Source organism: Ewingella americana ATCC 33852 (assembly GCF_000735345.1).
Classification (GTDB): Bacteria; Pseudomonadota; Gammaproteobacteria; order Enterobacterales; family Enterobacteriaceae; genus Ewingella; species Ewingella americana.
Window position 1 is genome coordinate 47,735 of record NZ_JMPJ01000038.1, and the last position, 19,999, is coordinate 67,733.

Consider the following 19,999-nt stretch of genomic DNA (forward strand, 5'->3'; position numbering starts at 1 on the left):
TCAAGGAACATCGCGCAATGAAAATTATCATCTTTGGAGCTTCTGGCATGGTCGGGCAGGGCGTATTGCGCGAATGCCTGCTGGCGGAAGATGTCGAGCAAGTGACCACCGTCGGGCGCAGCAGCTTAAAAGAGACCCATCCCAAGCTGCGCCAACTGGTGCTACCAGACCTGCTGCAACCTGAAACCTTAGATGAGGCCGAATGGCAGGGCTTCGATGCCTGCTTCTTCTGCCTCGGCATCTCCTCGTCGGGCTTGAGCGAAGTGCAGTATCGCCGCCAGACTTATGATCTGACGCTGGGTATCGCCAAAAAGCTGGCGCAGCATTCACCAAATCTGACCTTTACCTATGTCTCGGGGACCGGTACTGACAGCAGTGAGAAGGGGCGGGTGATGTGGGCGCGGGTGAAGGGCAAAACGGAGAATGATTTGCAGAAATTGCCGCTCGCCTCAGTTTACCTGTTCAGGCCGGGGCTGATTGTGCCTCTGCACGGCATTGAGTCGAAAACTGCCAGCTATCGGGTGTTTTATCGCTGGAGCAAGCCGGTGCTGGCACTGTTACGCCAGTTATTCCCGCAACGTTTGGTCACCACGGAGAGTCTGGGGAGAGCCATGCTCAATGCGGCGCGGGGAGCTAAAGGGCGTTTTATTATTGAAGCCAAACAGATTAACGCCTTGGCCAAGGCTCCGCGCTAATGTGCGGTGTTAAATGCTGGAAACTGCGCGGGCCGCAACCCGCGCAATAGATAACGCTAATCAGTGAGTCTGGCCGGGGTGATAAGACAGAATAATGCTGTCGTCCGGCAGATGGGTGAAGCGAGTGATGATTTCATGGTAGTCGTGGTCCGGGTCCAGCTTGCTGAGCTGGGTCGGATAGAAGGTCTTACTCAAAATTTCCATGCCGATGATGTTATACGGATGGTTATAGAAGTGGTGATACAGCCCCGCCACGTGTCCGGCCTGCACCGCCGGGATCTGCTTGATGCCGGTGCGTGACAGCAGGGTGTCGAACTGGCTCGTCACATCGGCCAGATTCGCGCCGTAGCCAAACGGGATCACCGAGTTGGTTTTGCCGCCGCGCTTCGAGCCGGTCATCAGGTAGAAGTCAGGCTTTTCGCTGATCACTTTCTCAACCGGAATATACCCCGTCGCCCCCGGCAACAGGCCGGAACCAATATTCACCGCGCCAGTGGCTTCGACTAATCCGCCCCAGCCATTGTGCGAGTGGGTGAAGCAGCAGGCATCGTCCGCACCGCCAACCCCGGCGATAGGCTCAATAAATACTCGTGGTTTCGGGTTCACCGCCGCCGTGGCTTTTTGCATCTCCGCCAGATGCTGCGCATAGTAGTCTGTGTACTCTTTGGCGTGCTGCTCCTGATTCAACACTTTGCCTAACAGGGTGATGCTCGGCATGGTGTTTTGCAGCGGGTGCAGTTCGTAATCGACAAAAATAACCGGAATATGCAGCTTCTCAAGTTTGGCGATAGCACCAAGCTGGGTTAGAGAAGGCTTGGCGCGCAGTTGGGCAATCATCAAATCAGGCTGGCGAGCGATCACTGATTCCAGTTCAATATTCCCCTGATCGGAGAAGCCCATATCCAGAATCTTTTCTGCTTCCGGCCATTTGCCGCGCAGCAGGTTCCAGGTGCCGGAATCCTGCTTCTTCGGCAGGTTGTTCCACGCCACGACGCGATGGAAAGGGTCATCGCGGTCGAGCAGCGCCAGCGCCAGAATATCCCTGCCATCCTGCAAGATAATGCGCTGCGGCTCTTTCTCGATGGTGACCTTGCGGTTATCCATGTCGGTAATAGTCAATGGGTAAGTGGTGGCTGCGGCAAGCGCGGGTAACAAAAGACAAGCTGCGGCGAGGGTCGAGAGCAAGGCTTTGCCGCCTCGCAGAGTGCTAGAGTTAAAAAGCATAGGGTAAACACCTGTTATTATTAATGATAATGTTTCTCACAGAGAGAATCATTACACTATGCACTCGGGCTTAAACGGCAGGTAAACGAGTTGGAAAGGAGAGCGCGCGGGGTGAAATCGCCGTGGCTAATAATCATCTGAGTCAAATGTAATGTAATAACCTTTCTATTTGAGTTTAATGTTTTCCCACAATTAGCCCGCGAATATCACCAGAATATAAACAAACATATTTATTATTACTTTGCGGGTTGACAATATTAAGGCTCATGGGTAGATTGCACGGGCCGGAAGTTGCGGCCTTTCCTAACTTAACATAAGAGAATAATGGACACTGTATCTAGTCACTTGCCGAATGACGCTTTCTTAGCGGTTCGGAATAATAAACATGAAATTGATTGTGATCATTTCATCGTTCGGGTGTGCCTCGCCAGAGCTTAGTCTCTTGTGTCTTAGCACCTCAACCTGAAGTATCACGGTCCCGAGGTGTGTTATGAACTTCAAAATGACCCTTTTTCCTGATGTCAAAGCACTGACATCGACTTTGCGTGTTCGCCCGTCCCGCGATCGGACTGTGGCTGCGCGCAAAAAACATTCTAATTCGATTTTTTCAATTAAAATCAATGAATTGAATCAACGTGTTACTAACTGGCGTGTCAGTCCTGTCACTGGCCAGCTGGAGCAACGTTGCACCTTTTCTGATACCGAAGACCCACAAAGTCGGACCTTCTCTGCCTGATCTCACCCTTGGCGGTGTGCGGCGTCGTGGCGTTAATCCCTAAGTGGATTAAGGCTTAACGCGTCAAGCAATCCGCCACCGAGGTGCCATCAGTTATTATTTGCGTGTTTTTTGATTGCCTGAATCTATTTAAATATTCAGGCCGGCGAAGCTATGCGTAAATAAATAAAACCAAAATGTTTTACTCCGTTCATTAATTGAATGGCGGGAACGCTTGCGCAAAATTAATTAAAAACCGATCGCTTAAACGATGCGGACTATTTCCGGCTGCCTGCAAATTGGCTGATGTCGAGAATCGTTCCCTGTGGTTTGGCGACAGGAGCACTACCATGACTGTAGAACACAAAACCCGGGATAAAAAAAATCCGAAGGCCAACGCGCTGTCAATGCGTGCCGCTCAGGAAGCCAAAAACGGCGTGGCAACCACGCTGATTAATATGGGAGCCACCAAAGAGGGGCTGCTGCACTCCAACGCGGCGTCGCGGCTGGAGAAAGAGGGCTATAACGAAGTGGCGCACGACAAGCCACCTCACGCGTTAGTGCAGTTGATCAAGGCGTTCAACAACCCGTTTATCTACATCCTGTTGGCTCTGGCCAGCATCAGTTTCTTCACCGACTACTGGCTGCCGACCCACAGTGGCGATGAAGGGGATTTAACCACGGTGATCATTATCGGCACCATGGTGGGACTCAGCGGTTTGCTGCGTTTTTGGCAGGAGCATCGCTCAGCCAAAGCCGCCGAAGCGCTGAAGGCGATGGTGCGCACCACCGCCACCGTGCTGCGTCGCGACAGCGTCAGCAAGCCGGGCAAGTTGTGTGAAATCCCAATGCGCGAGCTGGTGGTGGGTGACATCGTCCAGCTTTACGCCGGGGACATGATCCCAGCCGACGTGCGGTTGATTGAGTCTCGCGACCTGTTTATCAGTCAGGCGGTGTTAACCGGCGAAGCCTTGCCGGTTGAGAAATACGACACGCTGGGCGACGTGGCGCAGAAGTCAGCCAGCGAAGTGGCAATGGACAATGACAACCTGCTGGACATGCCGAACATCTGCTTTATGGGCACCAACGTGGTCAGCGGCACGGCGCAGGCGGTGGTGGTGGCGACCGGCTCAAAAACCTATTTCGGTTCTCTGGCTAAAGCTATTGTCGGCACCCGCGTGCAAACCGCGTTTGACCGTGGGGTGAACAGCGTTAGCTGGCTGCTGATCCGCTTTATGCTGGTGATGGTGCCGGTGGTGTTCTTGATTAACGGCTTGGTGAAAGGGGAGTGGTGGGACGCGCTGCTGTTCTCACTGGCGGTGGCCGTTGGCCTGACGCCAGAAATGCTGCCGATGATTGTCAGCGCCAACCTCGCCAAAGGCGCGGTGGCCATGGCCAAGCGCAAAGTGGTGGTTAAGCGTCTGAATTCCATTCAGAACTTAGGTGCGATGGACGTGCTCTGCACCGACAAAACCGGCACCCTGACACAAGATAAAATCATTCTCGAGCACCACATTGATACCACCGGGCAGAAAAATGAGTCGGTGCTGTCGCTGGCGTGGCTTAACAGCCATCACCAGAGCGGCATTAAGAACCTGATGGATCAGGCGGTGATTTACTTCTCCGAAAACGAGCCGAACTTCGTCAAACCTGAGGGGTACAGCAAGGTTGACGAGATGCCGTTCGACTTCATCCGCCGTCGACTGTCGATTGTGGTGAAGGACCAAATGGCTAATCACCTGCTGGTGTGTAAAGGCGCGGTGGAAGAGATGCTGAGCATTTCTAACCACATGGTGGAAAACGGCAAATTGGTGGAGTTGGATCAGGCGCGTCGCAATCAACTGCTGGCGATGGCTAATGATTACAACAAAGACGGTTTCCGCGTGCTGGTCGTGGCTACTCGTGACATTAAAAAGGGTGATACTAAGCCTCAGTACAGCACGGCTGACGAGCATGACCTGATCATTCGCGGGTTCCTGACTTTCCTCGATCCGCCGAAAGAGACCGCGGGCCCGGCGATTGCCGCGCTGCAAAGCATTGGTGTGGCAGTAAAAGTGCTGACCGGGGATAACGCGGTGGTCACCACGCGCATCTGCCGTCAGGTCGGGCTGGAGCCGGGCGAGCCGCTACTCGGGCCAGAATTAGAGAATCTGGATGACGCGACGCTGCAAATTTTGGTGGAAGAGCGCACGGTGTTTGCCAAGCTGACGCCGCTGCAAAAATCACGGGTACTCAAAGCCTTACAAGCTAACGGCCACACCGTCGGTTTCCTCGGCGATGGCATTAACGATGCGCCAGCACTGCGCGACGCTGACGTGGGGATTTCAGTCGACAGCGGGACGGATATCGCCAAAGAGTCTGCCGATATCATCCTGTTAGAAAAGAGCCTGATGGTTCTGGAAGAGGGGGTTCTCAAAGGGCGCGAGACCTTCGGCAACATCATGAAGTACCTGAACATGACCGCCAGCTCCAATTTCGGCAACGTGTTCTCGGTATTGGTGGCCAGTGCGTTTATTCCGTTCTTGCCGATGTTGGCTATCCAGCTGCTGCTGTTAAACCTGATGTATGACATTTCCCAGATGGCGCTGCCTTGGGACAAAATTGATAAGGAGTTCTTGAGCAAACCGCGTAAGTGGGATGCGAAAAACATCGGCCGCTTTATGGTGTGGATTGGTCCAACGTCGTCGATTTTCGACATGACCACCTTCGCCTTAATGTGGTTTGTGTTTGGCGCGACGACGGACCATCAATCTCTGTTCCAGTCCGGCTGGTTTATTGAAAGCCTGCTGTCACAGACGCTGGTGGTGCATTTGCTGCGTACTCAGAAGTTGCCGTTTATTCAGAGCACGGCGGCGCTGCCGGTGCTGTTAATGACCACTCTGATTATGGCGATTGGTATCTATGTGCCGTTCTCACCACTGGGGCCGTTGATTGGCTTGCAGGCTCTGCCATGGCAGTACTTCCCATGGCTGGCAGGCACCTTACTGGCCTACTGCTGTGTGGCTCAGGGCATGAAAACCATTTATATCCGTCGCTTCAAACAGTGGCATTAAGATTGAGCAGAAAATCGCTTTATTGATGTGACCTCATCCGGGTGTCGCGCTATTACGGCACCCGGATGATTCAGGGAAAAGCGTTATAGAATTTTAGGAAGTCACCATGAAACACGCTTATTTATTCAATCCTAAGCGTGGCGTTATTTTACTGATTAAAAATAAGATCATCTTTGGGGTGGTGTTATTTTTAATGAAAATAACCCGCACCCTGCGCGTTAACTCTATTAAGTGGTACAGCAAGGAGCAGATAAGTTATACCCAAACTAAAACTATTTTAGATTTCGCCAGCGCTATTAATCGAATTTCGATCAGGTTACTGCGTTTTACCAAAGCACCATCCCTGAAAAAGGGGGAATAATTATGTTCGTAGCTACTCAGTCTGGAACCACCCTGTTAATTAACCTGGCTGGCGCCATTGCCCTGCTATTGTGGGGCAGCCATATGATTTCCACCGCGCTACAGCGCGGATTCGGCACCCAACTGCGTCATTGGATGGGCCGCCATTTGAGCAACCGCTGGATGGCGCTGCTGTCCGGCATTGGTATCACCGGCATCTTGCAAAGCAGCACCGCCGTGAGCCTGATGGCCACTTCATTTACCGCCGCCGGGACGCTCAGCCTGTCTCCGGCGCTGGCGGTCATGCTGGGCGCCAATATTGGCTCCACGCTGGTGGTGCAATTGATGAGCTTCAACACCGCGATTGCTATCCCGCTGCTGATGCTGGGCGGCTTTGTGGTGTTCAAAATGCGTGACCACTCCAGCTTTGAAAGCGCGGGGTGCGCCATGATTGGTCTGGGTTTGATGCTGCTGGCACTCAGCCTGCTGGGCACTACGCTTGAGCACATTGAGTCAACGCCGGTGTTTCACGCGGTGATGCAGGGGCTACAGGGCGACACCCTGATTGCCCTGATGGTCGCCATCATCTTGACTTTGATTTGCCACTCCAGCGTGGCGGTTATTTTGCTGATTGCCTCGCTGGCGACCACTGGCGTGATGAATCAGGAGACCGCGCTGGTGCTGGTGTTGGGCGCAAATATTGGCGGTGCGCTGCCGCCGGTATTCAGTGCTGGAACGCCGGTGGCGCGCCGCCTGCCGATTGGCAATCTGCTGGTTCGCGTACTGGGCAGCTTGGTGGCGCTGCTGCTGTTGCCGCTGCTGGCCGACTTCGCGAGAAGTCTGGCGCTGACCACGCCGCAGCTGGTGGTGTGGTTCCACACCGCGTTTAGCATGGTGCTGGCGCTGGTGTTTATCGGGCTTATCTCTCCACTGGCGCACGTGCTGGAGACGCTGTTCCCGGAAGAAGAGCGCGTTGGCGACCCCGGTCTGCCGATGTATCTCGACGAAGCGGGGCTAGACGTCGCCTACCTCGGGCTGTCTAACGCGGTGCGCGAATCACTGCGCGTGGCGGACATGCTGACCATTATGCTCGACCGGCTGTTTGTGCTGTTCCAGCATCTGGAGCAGGGCGTCGCCGACGAAATCCGTCAGGTCGATCAGTCGCTAGATCTGCTCAGCGCGGCGGTTCGCGCCTATCTGGCCGACCTCGGCCAAGACGGCCTGAGTGACTCGGATGCCGACCGTGCGCAGGAGATCTTGATGTTTGTGATCAACTTCGAGCATGCCGGGGACATTCTCTCCAGCAACCTGACCCAGCTGGCGACGCGCCGTTCGCGCCGTGGCGAGCTGTTCAACGAGTTCGAGCTGAACAACATCCGGCTGCTGCACTGGGAAGTGCTCACCAGCCTGCGTCTGGCGGTGACCGCATTCTTGGGGGAAGACCTCTCGGCGGCGCACCAGCTAGTGGCGCGTAAAGAGTCGATTCGCCAACTTGAGGCGTCGGCCAGCCGTGAGCATTTTAAAAAGCTGCGGGAGGATAAAAATGCATGGGCGGAATCTGGAGATATATTCCAACGCGTATTACGTGATTATCGTCGTGTACATCATCATATTGCCGCTATTGCTTATCCCGTTATTGAACGCCTAGGCAACGACGAGATGTTAATCAGTGAAAACAGGCCTGAAGTTTAAAAAATAATAACAACAACCTAAATATAAAAGGTGAGAAATAATGAGAGTGTTAATTTGCGCCGGGCGGTTTTATGCCGATATTCATTCCGTCACTCGGGTGCTGGATTTATATCATCAGTCGATAGCGATTTCGGTGGTTATTCACGGCGGCCACCAATCGCTGGGCGGGGTAATAGAGGGCTGGGCGAGGGAAAACAGTGCTCACGTGGTGCGTTACCCGGCCAACTGGTCACTGTATGGCAAATATGCCGAAATCCGCCGCAACCTGTTTATGCTCGAGGACAGCCAGCCGGAGTTGCTGCTGGCTTTCCCCGGCGGGGAGGACACGGCGGATTGCATCAAACTGGCGAGGAACGCCGGAATTAAAGTGATTGAAGTGGAGATATAGGCTCGACCACTTCGCCATCTTCTTTAATAAATGGCTCCGTCAGCGGCTGCGGCAAAATAGCCAGCACCTGCTCCGACGGCCTGCACAGCCGCGTGCCTAGCGGCGTGACCACTATTGGGCGGTTAATTAAAATCGGCGCGGCCAGCATGAAATCAACCAACTGGTCGTCGCTGAATTTATCCTCGGCCAGCCCTAACTCTGCGTAAGGCTCAACATTCTTACGCAGCAGCTCGCGGGGTGAAATGCGCATCGCGGCAATCAGTTGCAGCAGTTCATCGCGCGACGGCGGGGTGTCGAGATATAAAATCACCTCGGGTTCTGTGCCGGTGGCGCGGATCATCGCCAGCGTATTGCGCGAGGTGCCGCAGGCCGGGTTGTGATAAATCTTCACATTAGATTGAGTCATAACATTTTCCTCAGAGTGATAAACGCAAGGCCAGCGCCGACAGGGTGACCAGCAACACGGGCAGGGTCATGACGATGCCGACGCGCAAGTAGTATCCCCAGCTAATCTTGATGCCTTTCTGCCCCAAAACGTGCAGCCAGAGCAGGGTTGCCAGACTGCCAATCGGGGTGATTTTCGGCCCCAAATCGCTACCAATCACGTTGGCATAAATCATGGCCTGTTTGATAACGCCGCTGGCGGTACTGGCGTCAATCGACAGCGCGCCAATCAGCACCGTCGGCATATTATTCATCACTGAAGAGAGCAAGGCGGTGAGGAAACCGGTACCCAGCGTGGCGGCCCACAGCCCGTGTTCGGCAAAGCGATTGAGCAGGGAGGAAAGCATGTCGGTCAGCCCGGCATTGCGCAGACCATAGACCACCAGATACATGCCCAGCGAAAACACCACTATCTGCCACGGCGCGCCGCGCAGCACTTTGCCAGTATCAATAACGCGTTGCTGTTTAGCTACCGCCCACAGCAATAGTGCGCCAACCGCCGCCACCGCGCTGACCGGCACGCCCAGCGGCTCAAGCCCAAAGAAGCCGACTAACAGCAGAACCAGCACCAGCCAGCCGGTTTTAAAGGTCCTCGGGTCACGAATGGCCAAACGCGGTTGTTGCAGTTTGCCAAGGTCATAAGTAGCGGGGATTTCGCGGCGAAAGAACAGGTGCAGCACCAAGAGCGTGGCGGCAATCGAGGCGATATTCACCGGCACCATTACCGCCGCATATTCATTAAAGCCGAGCTTGAAGAAGTCGGCGGAGACGATATTCACCAGATTGGAGACAATCAGCGGCAGGCTGGCGGTATCGGCGATAAAGCCCGCCGCCATGACGAAAGCCAGTGTGGCTCCCCGACTAAAGCCCAGCGCCAGCAGCATGGCAATCACGATGGGCGTTAAGATCAGTGCCGCGCCGTCGTTGGCAAACAGCGCTGCCACCACCGCGCCCAGCAGCAGAATATAGGTGAACAGCCAGCGGCCTTTGCCGCCTCCCCAGCGTGCCACGTGCAGCGCCGCCCACTCAAAGAAGCCGGACTCATCCAGCAGCAGGCTGATGATGATCACCGCGATAAACGTCGCGGTGGCGTTCCACACGATATTCCACACCACCGGCACATCACTGAGATGCACCGCCCCGGACACCAGCGCCAACACCGCGCCGAGCAGGGCGCTCCAGCCGATACCCAAGCCTTTGGGTTGCCAAATCACCAAGACTAGGGTGAAAACAAAAATTGCCACCGCCAAAATCATACTGCCTCCATCATGCTTAATATATGAAAATTCATATATGTTTAGATAAAATTTTTCCTAATCTGTCTTAGGGCAAAAAAATCAGTTATTCCGCCGGGACGGCGCAGTTCTGCGCGGCGCGCAGGGCAAGCTGGGCGATGTGCTGCTGCTGGCTCATTAAGGCTTGGTCAATAATGGCCGCGGCCCACACCGGGATGTGTGGCGACAGACGATAATGCACCCATTTCCCACTGCGCCGGTCTTGCAGCAGGCCGCTTTCGCGCAGCATTGCCAGATGGCGGGAGATTTTGGGTTGCGAGAGTTCGAGGGCGGCAGTCAGTTCACATACGCAGAGTTCGCCTGCCTGTTTCAGCAATAAAATAATGGTCAAACGGGTGTCATCTGACATATTTTTAAACAGTTGCAGTGCGGTAAGTGATGACATGCCAATGCCTTTAGTTGTAAACAATGTTCGGCAGCATAACGCTGAAAACATATTCAGTAAAGCATATGTGTTGCTGGCCGGTGAGGTTTACATTTATTGGGAACTATTTTGCGTTTTCAGCCACAGAGCCTCATTGAGTTTTATTGCAGGATTAACTCACATTTCGACAGGTTGAATTTCAGGGGGTAAACATGGCGTTGTCCAATGACATAGAAAATCTAAAAAAAATCGATCAGTGCTACAAGCAACTGACGGGGCAGGGATTGTTCTGTCCGGAAGAGGTGGAAGATCGCTACCAGTGGCTGCATAACGAAGCGCCGTACAGCATTCTGGCCCACGGCCGTGGGCCTGATCCGGTGTTCTTCTACGCCAACCAGTGCGCGCTGAACTGCTTCAAATACAGCCCCGAAGAGATGGTGCAACTGCCATCCCGCCTCAGCGCAGGGCCGATGGATCGCGCCGAACGTCAGGTGCTATTAGACACCGTAACCCGCGACGGTATCGCCAAGAACTATCAGGGGCCGCGAGTGGATAAATTCGGCGAGACGTTCATCATTTATGACGGCGAAGTGTGGCAGTTAGGCTTCAACACGGACGATGTGTGGGGTCAGGCAGCGCTGTTTTGGCCATTTCCCCGCCAGTAATATTGTCAAAGTGGACCCGTTTTTGCGCCAAGGCTGAGTTTAAGCCGCGCAGATCAAAGCTCCGTGGCGGTTTAAGCGGGGCTTTTTTATTGGGGATAATTCTTAGGATTTTTAGTATGTTTAATTGATTTACTGATCAAAAGGCAATGCGTATGATTCTCATTCTTTTTATTGTTTGGGGTTTGCGCAGTGAATATAAAAAATACAAAGGAAGAGTTAAAGACCTCTGGCGGACGCTTTTCTCTCTCCGTAATTGCGGTATTTGTGGCTTCATCATACCAAGGGGTGATGGCAGAACAGGCGGCTCCGGCGAAGGCTGCGGATGACACCGTCGTAGTGAGCGCCACCGCGCCGGAGCAGGGCGAAAGTGCGGTGCAGGACTATAGCGTGCCGGTGACTACCGCCGGTACGAAGATGCTGCTGGTGCCGCGCGATATTCCTCAATCGGTGAGCATTATCAGCAAGCAGCGCATTGCGGACCAAAACCTGCAAACCGTGGGTGACGTGCTCAACAATACCGTCGGCATTACCGCCAGCAACATCGACTCAGACCGTTCGACCTACTACTCGCGCGGCTTCTTCATTAATAACTTCCTGTTTGACGGCATTCCGACCACCCTCAGCCCGGTGTGGAACTTCGGCGACGGCGGCTCAGACACTGCAATCTATGACCGAATCGAAGTGGTGCGCGGCGCGACTGGCCTGCTGACCGGCGCGGGCAACCCGTCGGCGGCGGTGAATATGGTGCGTAAGCATGCCGACAGCAAAGAGTTCCAAGGCTCGGTCACCGGCAGCTACGGCAGCTGGGACAAGCAGCGCATCGTGGGCGACTTATCCGCGCCGCTTACTGAATCAGGCAAGGTGCGTGGCCGCGTCATTGCCGGATATCAGGACAACGACACTTGGCTGGACCGTTATCACTATCGGAAAAAATTCCTCTACGCCGTGGTGGATGCCGACCTGACGGACTCCACCCAGCTCTCACTCGGCTACGACTACCAGCAAAACGACACCACCAACCCAACGTGGGGCGGCATTCCGACGTGGTATAGCGACGGCAGCCGCACCCATTTCGACCGCAGCTTTAACGCCGCGCCGGACTGGGCTTATTCCGATATCGAGTCAAAAAAGGTCTTCGCCAATCTGACGCAAAAGTTTGATAACGGCTGGCAGGCGCGCCTTAATGGCACCCATGCCGAAACCGATTTTGATACCAAAATGATGTACGGCTCCGGCTTCCCGGACAAACAGACGGGCGCGGGCGTGATGGGCTACGGCGGCTGGAATACCGGCACTCGCAAAGTGGATTCGGTGGACGCCTTCGCCAACGGACCTTTCGAGCTATTAGGCCGTGAGCACCAGTTGATGGTCGGCACTAGCTACAGCAGGCAGCGCAATCAGTATCGCAACACGCAGGCCACGCTGACCGAAGAGGATATTGGCAATTACAACAACTGGAATGGTCACACCGCCGACCCGCAGTGGAGTGACTGGGCTGATCTTTCGAAGGACACCATTCGCCAGAAGTCGGCCTATACCGCCGCGCGCTTTTCGCTGGCTGACCCGCTGTCGCTGATTGTCGGCGCACGTTACACCGACTGGCGCGCCGACGGCACCACGGCAACCAGCTATAAAACCGACGTCACTCCTTACGCGGGCGTGGTGTATGACATTGATGATACTTGGTCGGCCTATGCCAGCTACACCTCGATTTTCCAGCCGCAGACCCAGCGCGACAGCAACAAAAATTACCTCGATCCCATTCAAGGCAAGAACTACGAAGCAGGCGTGAAAGGGGACTGGAACAACAGCCGCCTGACGGCTTCCGTCGCGGTGTTCCGCATCGAGCAGGATAATCTGGCGCAGGAAGACGGCACCTATATTCCGGGCACCACCGAGTCGGCCTATCACGCGGTTAACGGCACAGTGAGCAAAGGTGTGGAGTTTGAGGTCAACGGCGCAATGACCGACAACCTGCAAATGACCTTCGGCGGCTCGCGCTTTGTTGCCAGCGACAACAATGGCAATGCGGTTAACTCAGACTTGCCGCGCACCACCCTCAAGCTGTTTACCCGCTACCAGTTGCCGATGCTGCCGGACCTGAGCCTTGGCGGCGGCGTGAACTGGCAAAACACCACTTTCCAATATGCTGACGGCCCGCAGGGTAATATGCGCGTGGAGCAGGGGAGTTACGCGCTGGTCAACTTGTTCAGCCGTTATCAGGTAACGCGCCAGCTTTCGGTGCAGGCCAACGTTAATAACCTGTTCGACAAAGAGTATTACGACTATCTGTCGTCTTACGCGGTTTATGGCGCGCCGCGCAGTGCCTCGGTTACTGTCGGATATACTTTTTAACCGATTAAAATTGAGAACTAATATCAGTTAGCAAAATAGCGATATATAATGGAATATATATCGCTAGGTTTTAATTCTCATTCTCATATTTGAGGCGGAAAAACGGGAAATTGGCTTACGTGATTTTATGCCGGTTTAATGTGATTTAAATCCAAAAAAATAGTTTCCCTCGGAAATTGATAGTTGCTATTTGATCGCTATTTATCAACGGTTTAGCGTTGTAACTTTCTGGTCATATATCAACAAAATGTAATAAACAAAAAACCTATAAATAATTAAATTCTGTCTATCATTTGTATTCTTTAAGGAGAATATAAATGCTTACACGTCGTGATATGTTGAAAATGTCTGCCGCTGGTGCAGCGACAGTCAGCCTGGCCAGTGCCATGATTAACACGGCCTCTGCCGATGAAAACCGTAATATTGTCCCGCCAACCTCCTTTGTGCCGAAAAAAGATGCCAAAGGGTTATATAAATATAAATTTTCCGACAGTGAAAAACGCTCTCTGCCCGGTGGCTGGGCGCGTGAAGCGACGGTAAAACAATTCCCTATTTCCGAAGGTATTGCCGGGGTTGATATGACCCTCGAAGCGGGCGCGGTGCGTGAATTGCACTGGCATGCTATTGCCGCTGAATGGGCTTATATGATTTCCGGTAAAGCGCGGATCACTATTATTGACCCGGAAGGCACCTCTGAAGTCGCTGACTTTGGCGAAGGCGATGTGTGGTATTTCCCGAAAGGCTACGGTCATTCCATTCAAGCATTGGAAGGCGGCGCGCACTTTATTCTGACTTTCGATAACGGCCATTTCTCCGAGTTCGGTACATTCAGTATTACCGACTGGATTGCCCACATGCCAAAAGAAGTCTTGGCGAAAAGCACCAATATGCCGTCGTCTATTTTCTCTAAAGCCAAGCAGGGCGAAGCCTATATTGTCGCTGGCCGCGTTCCACCGGCACTGCCACTGGCGCACGACAATGGCGGAAGAGATGATTCCAAGCTGAAACACCACTACCCGTTGCTGAGCGAGCCACCGTTCTTTGAAAGCGAAGACGGCAGCGTTCACATCGTGTCTTCCAAAGAGTTCCCGGTCTCCACCACCATGACCGGCGTGATTGAAATTATGAAGCCGGGCGCGGTGCGCGAACTGCACTGGCACCCGAACGCCAATGAGTGGCAATACTACATCTCTGGCAAAGGCCGCATGACCGTCTTCGGCTCACACGGCCACGCGCAAACCGAAGAGTTTGTCGCTACCGACGTCGGCTATGTGCCACAGGGCTTTGGTCACTATATCGAAAACACCGGCGACGAAGACCTGAAAGTGCTGGTGGTGCTGGATAACGGCATCTATCAGGACATTTCCCTGTCAGACTGGCTGGCGAAAACCCCGTCTTACGTGCTGGCACAGAACTTCGACACCACCGAAGAAGAGTGGAACTCACGCCCAGCGGAGAAGTTGGTTATCTCCAAAGGCGCGAAATAACCCGCCCGACTTGTCATCCTCCACTGCCGCCTCGTGCGGCAGTTTTTTTATACAACAGTTTATAAATTTGGAAGATGCCAAGGCACGCCGTCGGCCCAACGCTCTACCAGCAAATCAATAAACCCGCGAATGCGCGGCGAGAGGTGCTGCTTGCTCGGGTAGAGCAGACGGATAGGCTCCGGCTCCATATTAAAGGCCCCCAGCACGGGCACCAGCCGGCCCGTTTTAATGTCTTCGGCAGTCAGATACGTCGGCATATTAATAACGCCGAAGCCCGCCAGCGCTGACTCGCGCATCGCCTCTGCGCTATCAATATTCAGCCTTCCGGGGCAGTCAAAACTGTAAATTCCTTCCGGCGTTTTAAACTTCCAGTCGCGGCGACGCATCACGCCCGCCAGAAACAGATTATCGTGGTTGAACAGATCTTCTGGTCGCTGCGGAATGCCTTTGCGTTGCAGATACTCCGGCGAGGCGCAGGTCACCACCTGTTGCCAGCCAATGGTGCGCGATAGCAGCCGCGAGTCGTCGCGCTCATCACCAATGCGAATGGCGATGTCGAAACCCTCCTCGACAATATCGACATAACGGTCGGAGAAGGAGACATCCGCCTGAAGCTCGGGCCACTGGCGCAGGTATTCGCCGACCAGCGGCAGAATGTGGCGCTGACCAAACGACTGCGAGGCGGTGAGCTTCAGCCTACCGGTCGGCACCACCCGGCGCAGCGCCATCGTGCTGTCCACTTCCTCCAGATCTTCTAAAATCTGCCGACAGCGCTCATACATAATCCGCCCTTCGTCGGTCAGGCTCAGGCTACGGGTGGTGCGATTCAACAGCCGCACGCCGAGCCGGGTTTCTAAACGCACGATACTCTTGCCGACGGCCGAACGGGTCAGCCCCAGAGTGACCGCCGCGCGGGTATAGCTTCCTGCTCTGACCGCGGCCACAAAGGCGGCGATGTCATTGATACTGTTCAGCTCCACGCTGTTCTCCCAGCCGCGATTTGTGGCTATTTACTTCCCCCAAGTGGGGAAACACATTCCCCAATGTTTTCTATAGCATTCTCTTCTGTCGTGAATCAACGCAAATCATAGAAGAGGAAAGGTCATGCTGAATCAAAAAACTCAGGCCGCGCTGGCGGAAAGTAACCAGATTTTATCGGCGCTGGGGCCAGTGCTTAGGGGCGACAACTCGGCGTCGGATATCCATCAGGTGCGCGCGGCTTATAACGCCATGCAGGCCAAACAGCCTCACCCCGAGGATGTCAGTCTGACGTCGGTGGACATGGGTGGCGTGCCGGGCTTGCTCATCACGCCGGACGAGCTGAAAACTGACGCTGTGGTGATGTATATCCACGGCGGCGGATATCTGGTCGGCTCGCCAGAAGGCTACGCGGGGATTGGTGGCAACTATGCCAAGCTGGTGGGCGCGAGGGTCTATCTGCCGGATTACCGGCTGGCGCCTGAACACCCATTCCCTGCGCCAATTCATGATGTGCTTCGCGCTTATGAATGGCTGCTAGAGCAGGGCATTGCGGGGAAAAGCATCGTGCTGGCCGGGGAGTCAGCGGGCGGCGCGATGGTGGTCAGCGTGATGGTGGCGGCACGCAACAAGGGGCTGGCGCTACCTGCCGGAGGCGTGGCGATCTCCCCGTGGGCTAACCTTGAACACACCGGCGCGTCGATGTTCAACCGCGATGGCTATGACCCAGCCTGTAGCCGTGAAAGCCTGAACCTGCTGGCGCGCAGCTTCTTGGGAGACGCCTTGCCAAACCATCCGATGGCGTCGCCGGTTTTTGCCGACGTTACCGAGTTGCCGCCAATCATGATTCAAATTGGTGAAAACGAAGTGATGCTCAGTGACGCCATGCGTTTGGCGACGCACCTTGGCGACCATCGGGTGCGCGTCACGCTGGAGGTGTGGCCCGGCATGTTCCACGCCTGGCATTTTTACGCCACCATTTTGCCGGAAGCGATGCAGGCGATGACCAACTCTGCCCGCTTTATTGAGCAAGTGTTGCAAGGCGACGCGCACTAAGTCTCCCGCCCAACCAGTCAGCCTCGCTGGCTGGTTTCACTCATCAAACTGCATCTGATTCTTCTTCATGCCTTCAATCTTCATCAACATGTCGTACAGCGGCGCCAGCTTGTGGAAGTCCTGACTGAGCTGACTTGCTAACTTACCGGAGAACAGCGGCTCCATATCCTGATGATGGCTAATCAGCGCGAAGGACTTTTTGTTGTACCAGGTGGCGATTTCGGCAGGCTGATCCTTCACCAGCGGGCGTTTGTAGCTGTCACCTTCCACCGTGAAATGCGACGGAATGCGGCGCGCCAGCTTGAGGAACTCCTCGGGTTTTTGATTCAACTGCTGGCGGAACAGGTCCATGGTGACGCGCGTCGCGCTGTAGTAGCCCAGCCCGTAGCGCCACCAGTCAGGCCCCAGCTCGAAGAAGTAAGTCGGGGCGTCGGTCCAGTTCTTGCGCGAACGCTTAAACGACAGCCACATATTGCTGCGGTAAATCGACTTATCGTTGGAGAAGCGCGTGTCGCGGTGCATTCTCGACAGGGTTTTACCAATCGACGGGCGCACTTCAAACAGTTCGTCAATCACCAGCATATCTTGACTTAGGTCCGACACCAGATGGCGAAACGGGCTGAGCACGTTCTCTTGATATACCTCGCGATGCTCTTCAAACCACTCTTTATTGTTGTTCTGGCTGAGTTGCAGCAGGAAGGTCAAACCCTGCTGGTTGAAACCGGAAAACGCGCCCATGATCGTCCCTCGTGGTTAACTGTCGCCGCCTGTGCGTTTACACAGGCTGTTTATACACCCAGTATTGCCGAAGACAGCGGCAGATTAAAGCAGCAATCAAAAGTGTCTCCCTATTATTTGTGCAAAGTGTGTCTATATTTGTGGCGCACGCCGTGCAAAATGGTGGCCGGAGCAGTTCACTCACCTTTTAAAATTTTAATAATAATCAGCGGGGCAGTCTGGGAATGGGTAGTCAAACGGCAGAAGTAGGGCGTCGTGGCGGGGCTGAGGGCGCAGAAGGAAAACGCGCAACGCAGGGCTGGATTAATGGTTTCTTGGGCATGGTGATTTTTAGTGGATCGCTGCCCGCCACGCGGGTGGCGGTGCTGGAGTTCGATCCGCTGTTTTTAACCGCCGTGCGCGCCCTGATCGCCGGGCTGTTGGGGGCCGCTATGCTGCTGATGACGGCGCAAAAACGCCCGCAGAAGCAGGACATTATCCCGCTGATTCTGGTGGCACTCGGCGTGGTGATTGGCTTCCCGCTGCTTACCGCGCTGGCCTTGCAACACACTACCTCGGCGCACTCGCTGGTGTATATCGGCCTGCTGCCATTGGCGACCGCCTGCTTTGGCGTGTTGCGCGGCGGCGAGCGTCCTCGCCCGGCATTTTGGGCTTTTTCAGTGCTGGGAAGCCTGTTGGTGGCGGCCTTTGCGCTCAGCCAAGGCTCGGGCAGTTCGTGGCTGGGTGACCTGTTTATGCTAGCAGCCGTGGTGCTTTGCGGGCTGGGCTATGCTGAAGGCGCGGTCCTGACGCGCAAGCTGGGCGGCTGGCAAGTTATTTGCTGGGCGCTGGTTATTTCGCTGCCGGTGGCCTTCGCGCTGGCGTGGTACGCCGCCCCGGCAAGCTGGCCGGTCGCCAGCCCGCAGGCGTGGGCTTCCCTCGGCTATGTGTCGATTTTCAGCATGCTAATTGGCTTTATCTTCTGGTATCGGGGCCTGTCGATGGGGGGCATCGCCGCTGTCGGCCAGCTCCAGCTGCTGCAGCCTTTCTTCGGGCTGGCGCTGGCAGGATGGTTGCTGCAAGAGACCATTCAACCCTCAATGATCGCCGTCATGGCCGGGGTTCTGGCCTGCGTGTTTGGCGCCAAGCGCTTCTCGCGTTAAGCCTTTCACACGCCATGACGCAGCTGTCGTCATGGCGTTTTCACGGCTTATTCTTCTGTTACTCGGCGTATTGCGCTATGCCGTTGCCGAACGACCAGTTCTCTTTCTTCACTTCAACCAGACTGATAAACACGTCGCCTTTCGGGATGCTTAACTGCTGCGCAAGCTGGTCGGCAATGGTCTTATACAGCGCCTTTTTCTGATCGACAGTTCGGCCTTCATTGAGGGTGATTTGAATGATCACCGTCTGGTCCGTGCGCTGAATGCCCAGATATTCCGGGTCATAGACGAAGTGGTCTCGCGCGTGCTCGTTCAAAATTTGGAAGTTGTCCTTGTCCGGCACATTAATGGCGGTGCGCATCGCCTGATAGATTATCTTGCCAATTTTCCCGATATAGCTGCTATCGGAGTTTTTGATGATATCAACGCGTACGATCGGCATGGTCAGTCTCCAGTTTTATAGGGGAAGGGTTAAATGCTGTACTGCTTGAAAAATAAATTACGACTATACTTTATTTTTGGCAAGGGATATTTAATCCAGCATCAGCCGTAGAGCAATGGCGCAAATTGTAATATGATAAATATCATCTATTGCCAAGTTTAGCAGGAGTCTGTCCTATGCCACGGGTATCTAAAGCCGAAACCGAGCGCAACCGCGCGCTGATCGAGGAAGTGTCATCAAGACTGTTTCGCGAGCAGGGGCTGAAAGTCAGCGTCGCAGACGTGATGTCCGCCGCCGGGCTGACTCACGGCGGCTTTTACGGTCATTTCAAATCCAAAGATGAGCTGATCGCCATTGCCTGCGCCAACGCTTTCGACACGGCAGTACACAACTGGCAAGACGAAGCGGCGTCCGGCGAGACGTTGGCCGAAAAACAGAAGGCGCTGGTGGAGCACTATCTCTCATCTTCAAATATCAAGAACATGGGCGATGGCTGCCCGCTGGCTTCGCTGGCGAGCGACGTAGCGCGAGAAGATGAAGATAAGCCGGTGCGCGAGGCGTTCCATCAGGGCACTGAGAAGCTGGTAGAGATTTTTGCCGCCGGGGAGAGCAACCACGCGAAGGCGCTGGCGGCGGTATCGACCATGGTCGGCGCGCTGATCCTAGCCCGCGCTAACAGCGGCTACTCGGTGGCGGATGATTTTATCTCTGTGGCGAAAGCGCAGCTCTTGGCGGAGATTAAAAACGCCGAGTCCTAGAATTTAGCTGCCACCTAAGCTGCGAAAGTTTTGGTGGTAGCCCAGACAGGGTTCGCAGTACCGGCAAACAAGGATACCAGCCAACCCGAAGGTTGCTCTGCCTGAGCCACCTGTCTCAAAACGCTATAAGGCGCGGGCTGTTCTTATGGTCAGGCTCCGCGCCTTAGCT

General features: G+C 54.7%; 20 protein-coding genes. 12 read left to right on the forward strand and 8 right to left on the reverse strand.

Annotation, left to right across the window (positions count from 1 at the left end):
* Positions 1 to 17 precede the first annotated feature (17 nt).
* A complete protein-coding gene (locus GEAM_RS06310; RefSeq protein ID WP_034789832.1) occupies positions 18 to 695 on the forward strand; it encodes a Rossmann-fold NAD(P)-binding domain-containing protein in 678 nt (225 codons plus the stop codon).
* A 60-nt stretch (positions 696 to 755) separates the two neighbouring features.
* Here the strand turns inward: GEAM_RS06310 and GEAM_RS06315 are convergent, their stop codons facing one another.
* Entirely contained in the window at positions 756 to 1,919 is a 1,164-nt protein-coding gene (locus tag GEAM_RS06315) for an ABC transporter substrate-binding protein (protein WP_084674061.1), read from the reverse strand.
* A 490-nt stretch (positions 1,920 to 2,409) separates the two neighbouring features.
* Here GEAM_RS06315 and GEAM_RS22580 point away from each other — a divergent pair, with 490 nt between their 5' ends.
* The 5 genes from GEAM_RS22580 (at position 2,410) to GEAM_RS06335 (ending at position 8,106) form a co-directional block, all read left to right on the forward strand.
* Positions 2,410 to 2,655 (forward strand): hypothetical protein, encoded by a 246-nt coding sequence (locus GEAM_RS22580; protein ID WP_072009872.1) that lies wholly within the window; start codon positions 2,410 to 2,412, stop codon positions 2,653 to 2,655.
* A 329-nt stretch (positions 2,656 to 2,984) separates the two neighbouring features.
* Positions 2,985 to 5,687 (forward strand): magnesium-translocating P-type ATPase, encoded by a 2,703-nt coding sequence (gene mgtA / locus GEAM_RS06320; protein ID WP_034789628.1) that lies wholly within the window; start codon positions 2,985 to 2,987, stop codon positions 5,685 to 5,687.
* A 106-nt stretch (positions 5,688 to 5,793) separates the two neighbouring features.
* The gene (locus GEAM_RS06325) at positions 5,794 to 6,048 is read left to right on the forward strand and encodes a hypothetical protein (protein WP_051899426.1); all 255 of its coding nucleotides are present in this window, start codon (positions 5,794 to 5,796) and stop codon (positions 6,046 to 6,048) included.
* Positions 6,049 to 6,050: 2 nt separating this feature from the next.
* Positions 6,051 to 7,718 (forward strand): Na/Pi cotransporter family protein, encoded by a 1,668-nt coding sequence (locus GEAM_RS06330; protein ID WP_034789630.1) that lies wholly within the window; start codon positions 6,051 to 6,053, stop codon positions 7,716 to 7,718.
* A gap of 40 nt (positions 7,719 to 7,758) precedes the next feature.
* On the forward strand, positions 7,759 to 8,106 hold the full coding sequence (locus GEAM_RS06335) for a DUF2493 domain-containing protein (RefSeq protein ID WP_034789632.1): 348 nt from the start codon (positions 7,759 to 7,761) through the stop codon (positions 8,104 to 8,106).
* On the opposite strand, the gene arsC is transcribed toward GEAM_RS06335, so the two are convergent.
* From arsC to GEAM_RS06350, 3 genes are all read right to left on the reverse strand, one after another.
* Positions 8,081 to 8,512 carry an arsenate reductase (glutaredoxin) gene (gene arsC, locus GEAM_RS06340; RefSeq protein ID WP_034789634.1) on the reverse strand — a complete coding sequence of 144 codons (432 nt, stop codon included), beginning with the start codon at positions 8,510 to 8,512 and terminating at the stop codon, positions 8,081 to 8,083. The genes GEAM_RS06335 and arsC overlap by 26 nt on opposite strands.
* Before the next feature lie 10 nt (positions 8,513 to 8,522).
* On the reverse strand, positions 8,523 to 9,806 hold the full coding sequence (locus tag GEAM_RS06345) for an arsenic transporter (RefSeq protein ID WP_034789637.1): 1,284 nt from the start codon (positions 9,804 to 9,806) through the stop codon (positions 8,523 to 8,525).
* 85 nt (positions 9,807 to 9,891) lie between these two features.
* On the reverse strand, positions 9,892 to 10,230 hold the full coding sequence (locus GEAM_RS06350) for a metalloregulator ArsR/SmtB family transcription factor (protein ID WP_034789639.1): 339 nt from the start codon (positions 10,228 to 10,230) through the stop codon (positions 9,892 to 9,894).
* Positions 10,231 to 10,421: 191 nt separating this feature from the next.
* Between GEAM_RS06350 and GEAM_RS06355 the strand changes: the two genes are divergently transcribed.
* The 3 genes from GEAM_RS06355 (at position 10,422) to GEAM_RS06365 (ending at position 14,716) form a co-directional block, all read left to right on the forward strand.
* Positions 10,422 to 10,874: an MEKHLA domain-containing protein gene (locus GEAM_RS06355; RefSeq protein WP_034789641.1), complete on the forward strand. Its 453-nt coding sequence runs from the start codon at positions 10,422 to 10,424 to the stop codon at positions 10,872 to 10,874.
* 288 nt (positions 10,875 to 11,162) lie between these two features.
* Positions 11,163 to 13,229: a ferric-rhodotorulic acid/ferric-coprogen receptor FhuE gene (gene fhuE / locus GEAM_RS06360; protein ID WP_034789643.1), complete on the forward strand. Its 2,067-nt coding sequence runs from the start codon at positions 11,163 to 11,165 to the stop codon at positions 13,227 to 13,229.
* Positions 13,230 to 13,546: 317 nt separating this feature from the next.
* Positions 13,547 to 14,716 (forward strand): cupin domain-containing protein, encoded by a 1,170-nt coding sequence (locus GEAM_RS06365; RefSeq protein WP_034789646.1) that lies wholly within the window; start codon positions 13,547 to 13,549, stop codon positions 14,714 to 14,716.
* A 59-nt stretch (positions 14,717 to 14,775) separates the two neighbouring features.
* On the opposite strand, the gene GEAM_RS06370 is transcribed toward GEAM_RS06365, so the two are convergent.
* Positions 14,776 to 15,696 carry a LysR family transcriptional regulator gene (locus GEAM_RS06370; RefSeq protein ID WP_034789648.1) on the reverse strand — a complete coding sequence of 307 codons (921 nt, stop codon included), beginning with the start codon at positions 15,694 to 15,696 and terminating at the stop codon, positions 14,776 to 14,778.
* Positions 15,697 to 15,820: 124 nt separating this feature from the next.
* On the opposite strand from GEAM_RS06370, the gene GEAM_RS06375 reads away from it, so the two are divergent.
* On the forward strand, positions 15,821 to 16,750 hold the full coding sequence (locus GEAM_RS06375; RefSeq protein WP_034789650.1) for an alpha/beta hydrolase: 930 nt from the start codon (positions 15,821 to 15,823) through the stop codon (positions 16,748 to 16,750).
* 36 nt (positions 16,751 to 16,786) lie between these two features.
* On the opposite strand, the gene GEAM_RS06380 is transcribed toward GEAM_RS06375, so the two are convergent.
* Positions 16,787 to 17,491 carry a DUF2461 domain-containing protein gene (locus tag GEAM_RS06380; protein ID WP_100936742.1) on the reverse strand — a complete coding sequence of 235 codons (705 nt, stop codon included), beginning with the start codon at positions 17,489 to 17,491 and terminating at the stop codon, positions 16,787 to 16,789.
* Positions 17,492 to 17,712: 221 nt separating this feature from the next.
* Between GEAM_RS06380 and GEAM_RS06385 the strand changes: the two genes are divergently transcribed.
* The gene (locus GEAM_RS06385) at positions 17,713 to 18,630 is read left to right on the forward strand and encodes a DMT family transporter (protein WP_034789656.1); all 918 of its coding nucleotides are present in this window, start codon (positions 17,713 to 17,715) and stop codon (positions 18,628 to 18,630) included.
* A 58-nt stretch (positions 18,631 to 18,688) separates the two neighbouring features.
* Here the strand turns inward: GEAM_RS06385 and GEAM_RS06390 are convergent, their stop codons facing one another.
* On the reverse strand, positions 18,689 to 19,072 hold the full coding sequence (locus GEAM_RS06390; protein ID WP_034789659.1) for a tautomerase family protein: 384 nt from the start codon (positions 19,070 to 19,072) through the stop codon (positions 18,689 to 18,691).
* 176 nt (positions 19,073 to 19,248) lie between these two features.
* On the opposite strand from GEAM_RS06390, the gene GEAM_RS06395 reads away from it, so the two are divergent.
* The gene (locus GEAM_RS06395) at positions 19,249 to 19,830 is read left to right on the forward strand and encodes a TetR/AcrR family transcriptional regulator (protein ID WP_034789662.1); all 582 of its coding nucleotides are present in this window, start codon (positions 19,249 to 19,251) and stop codon (positions 19,828 to 19,830) included.
* A gap of 14 nt (positions 19,831 to 19,844) precedes the next feature.
* Here GEAM_RS06395 and GEAM_RS22585 read toward each other — a convergent pair whose 3' ends face one another.
* A complete protein-coding gene (locus GEAM_RS22585) occupies positions 19,845 to 19,940 on the reverse strand; it encodes an ash family protein (RefSeq protein WP_244956598.1) in 96 nt (31 codons plus the stop codon).
* Positions 19,941 to 19,999 lie beyond the last annotated feature (59 nt).

Coding starts and splice junctions, on each gene's coding strand:
- GEAM_RS06350 (WP_034789639.1), bottom strand. CDS start 10,230: ATGTCATCACTTACCGCACTGCAACTGTTTAAAAATATGTCAGATGAC.
- GEAM_RS06365 (WP_034789646.1), top strand. CDS start 13,547: ATGCTTACACGTCGTGATATGTTGAAAATGTCTGCCGCTGGTGCAGCG.
- fhuE (WP_034789643.1), top strand. CDS start 11,163: ATGGCAGAACAGGCGGCTCCGGCGAAGGCTGCGGATGACACCGTCGTA.
- GEAM_RS06315 (WP_084674061.1), bottom strand. CDS start 1,919: ATGCTTTTTAACTCTAGCACTCTGCGAGGCGGCAAAGCCTTGCTCTCG.
- GEAM_RS06325 (WP_051899426.1), top strand. CDS start 5,794: ATGAAACACGCTTATTTATTCAATCCTAAGCGTGGCGTTATTTTACTG.
- GEAM_RS06345 (WP_034789637.1), bottom strand. CDS start 9,806: ATGATTTTGGCGGTGGCAATTTTTGTTTTCACCCTAGTCTTGGTGATT.
- GEAM_RS22580 (WP_072009872.1), top strand. CDS start 2,410: ATGAACTTCAAAATGACCCTTTTTCCTGATGTCAAAGCACTGACATCG.
- mgtA (WP_034789628.1), top strand. CDS start 2,985: ATGACTGTAGAACACAAAACCCGGGATAAAAAAAATCCGAAGGCCAAC.
- GEAM_RS06375 (WP_034789650.1), top strand. CDS start 15,821: ATGCTGAATCAAAAAACTCAGGCCGCGCTGGCGGAAAGTAACCAGATT.
- GEAM_RS06335 (WP_034789632.1), top strand. CDS start 7,759: ATGAGAGTGTTAATTTGCGCCGGGCGGTTTTATGCCGATATTCATTCC.
- GEAM_RS06395 (WP_034789662.1), top strand. CDS start 19,249: ATGCCACGGGTATCTAAAGCCGAAACCGAGCGCAACCGCGCGCTGATC.
- arsC (WP_034789634.1), bottom strand. CDS start 8,512: ATGACTCAATCTAATGTGAAGATTTATCACAACCCGGCCTGCGGCACC.
- GEAM_RS06310 (WP_034789832.1), top strand. CDS start 18: ATGAAAATTATCATCTTTGGAGCTTCTGGCATGGTCGGGCAGGGCGTA.
- GEAM_RS06330 (WP_034789630.1), top strand. CDS start 6,051: ATGTTCGTAGCTACTCAGTCTGGAACCACCCTGTTAATTAACCTGGCT.
- GEAM_RS06385 (WP_034789656.1), top strand. CDS start 17,713: ATGGGTAGTCAAACGGCAGAAGTAGGGCGTCGTGGCGGGGCTGAGGGC.
- GEAM_RS06390 (WP_034789659.1), bottom strand. CDS start 19,072: ATGCCGATCGTACGCGTTGATATCATCAAAAACTCCGATAGCAGCTAT.
- GEAM_RS06355 (WP_034789641.1), top strand. CDS start 10,422: ATGGCGTTGTCCAATGACATAGAAAATCTAAAAAAAATCGATCAGTGC.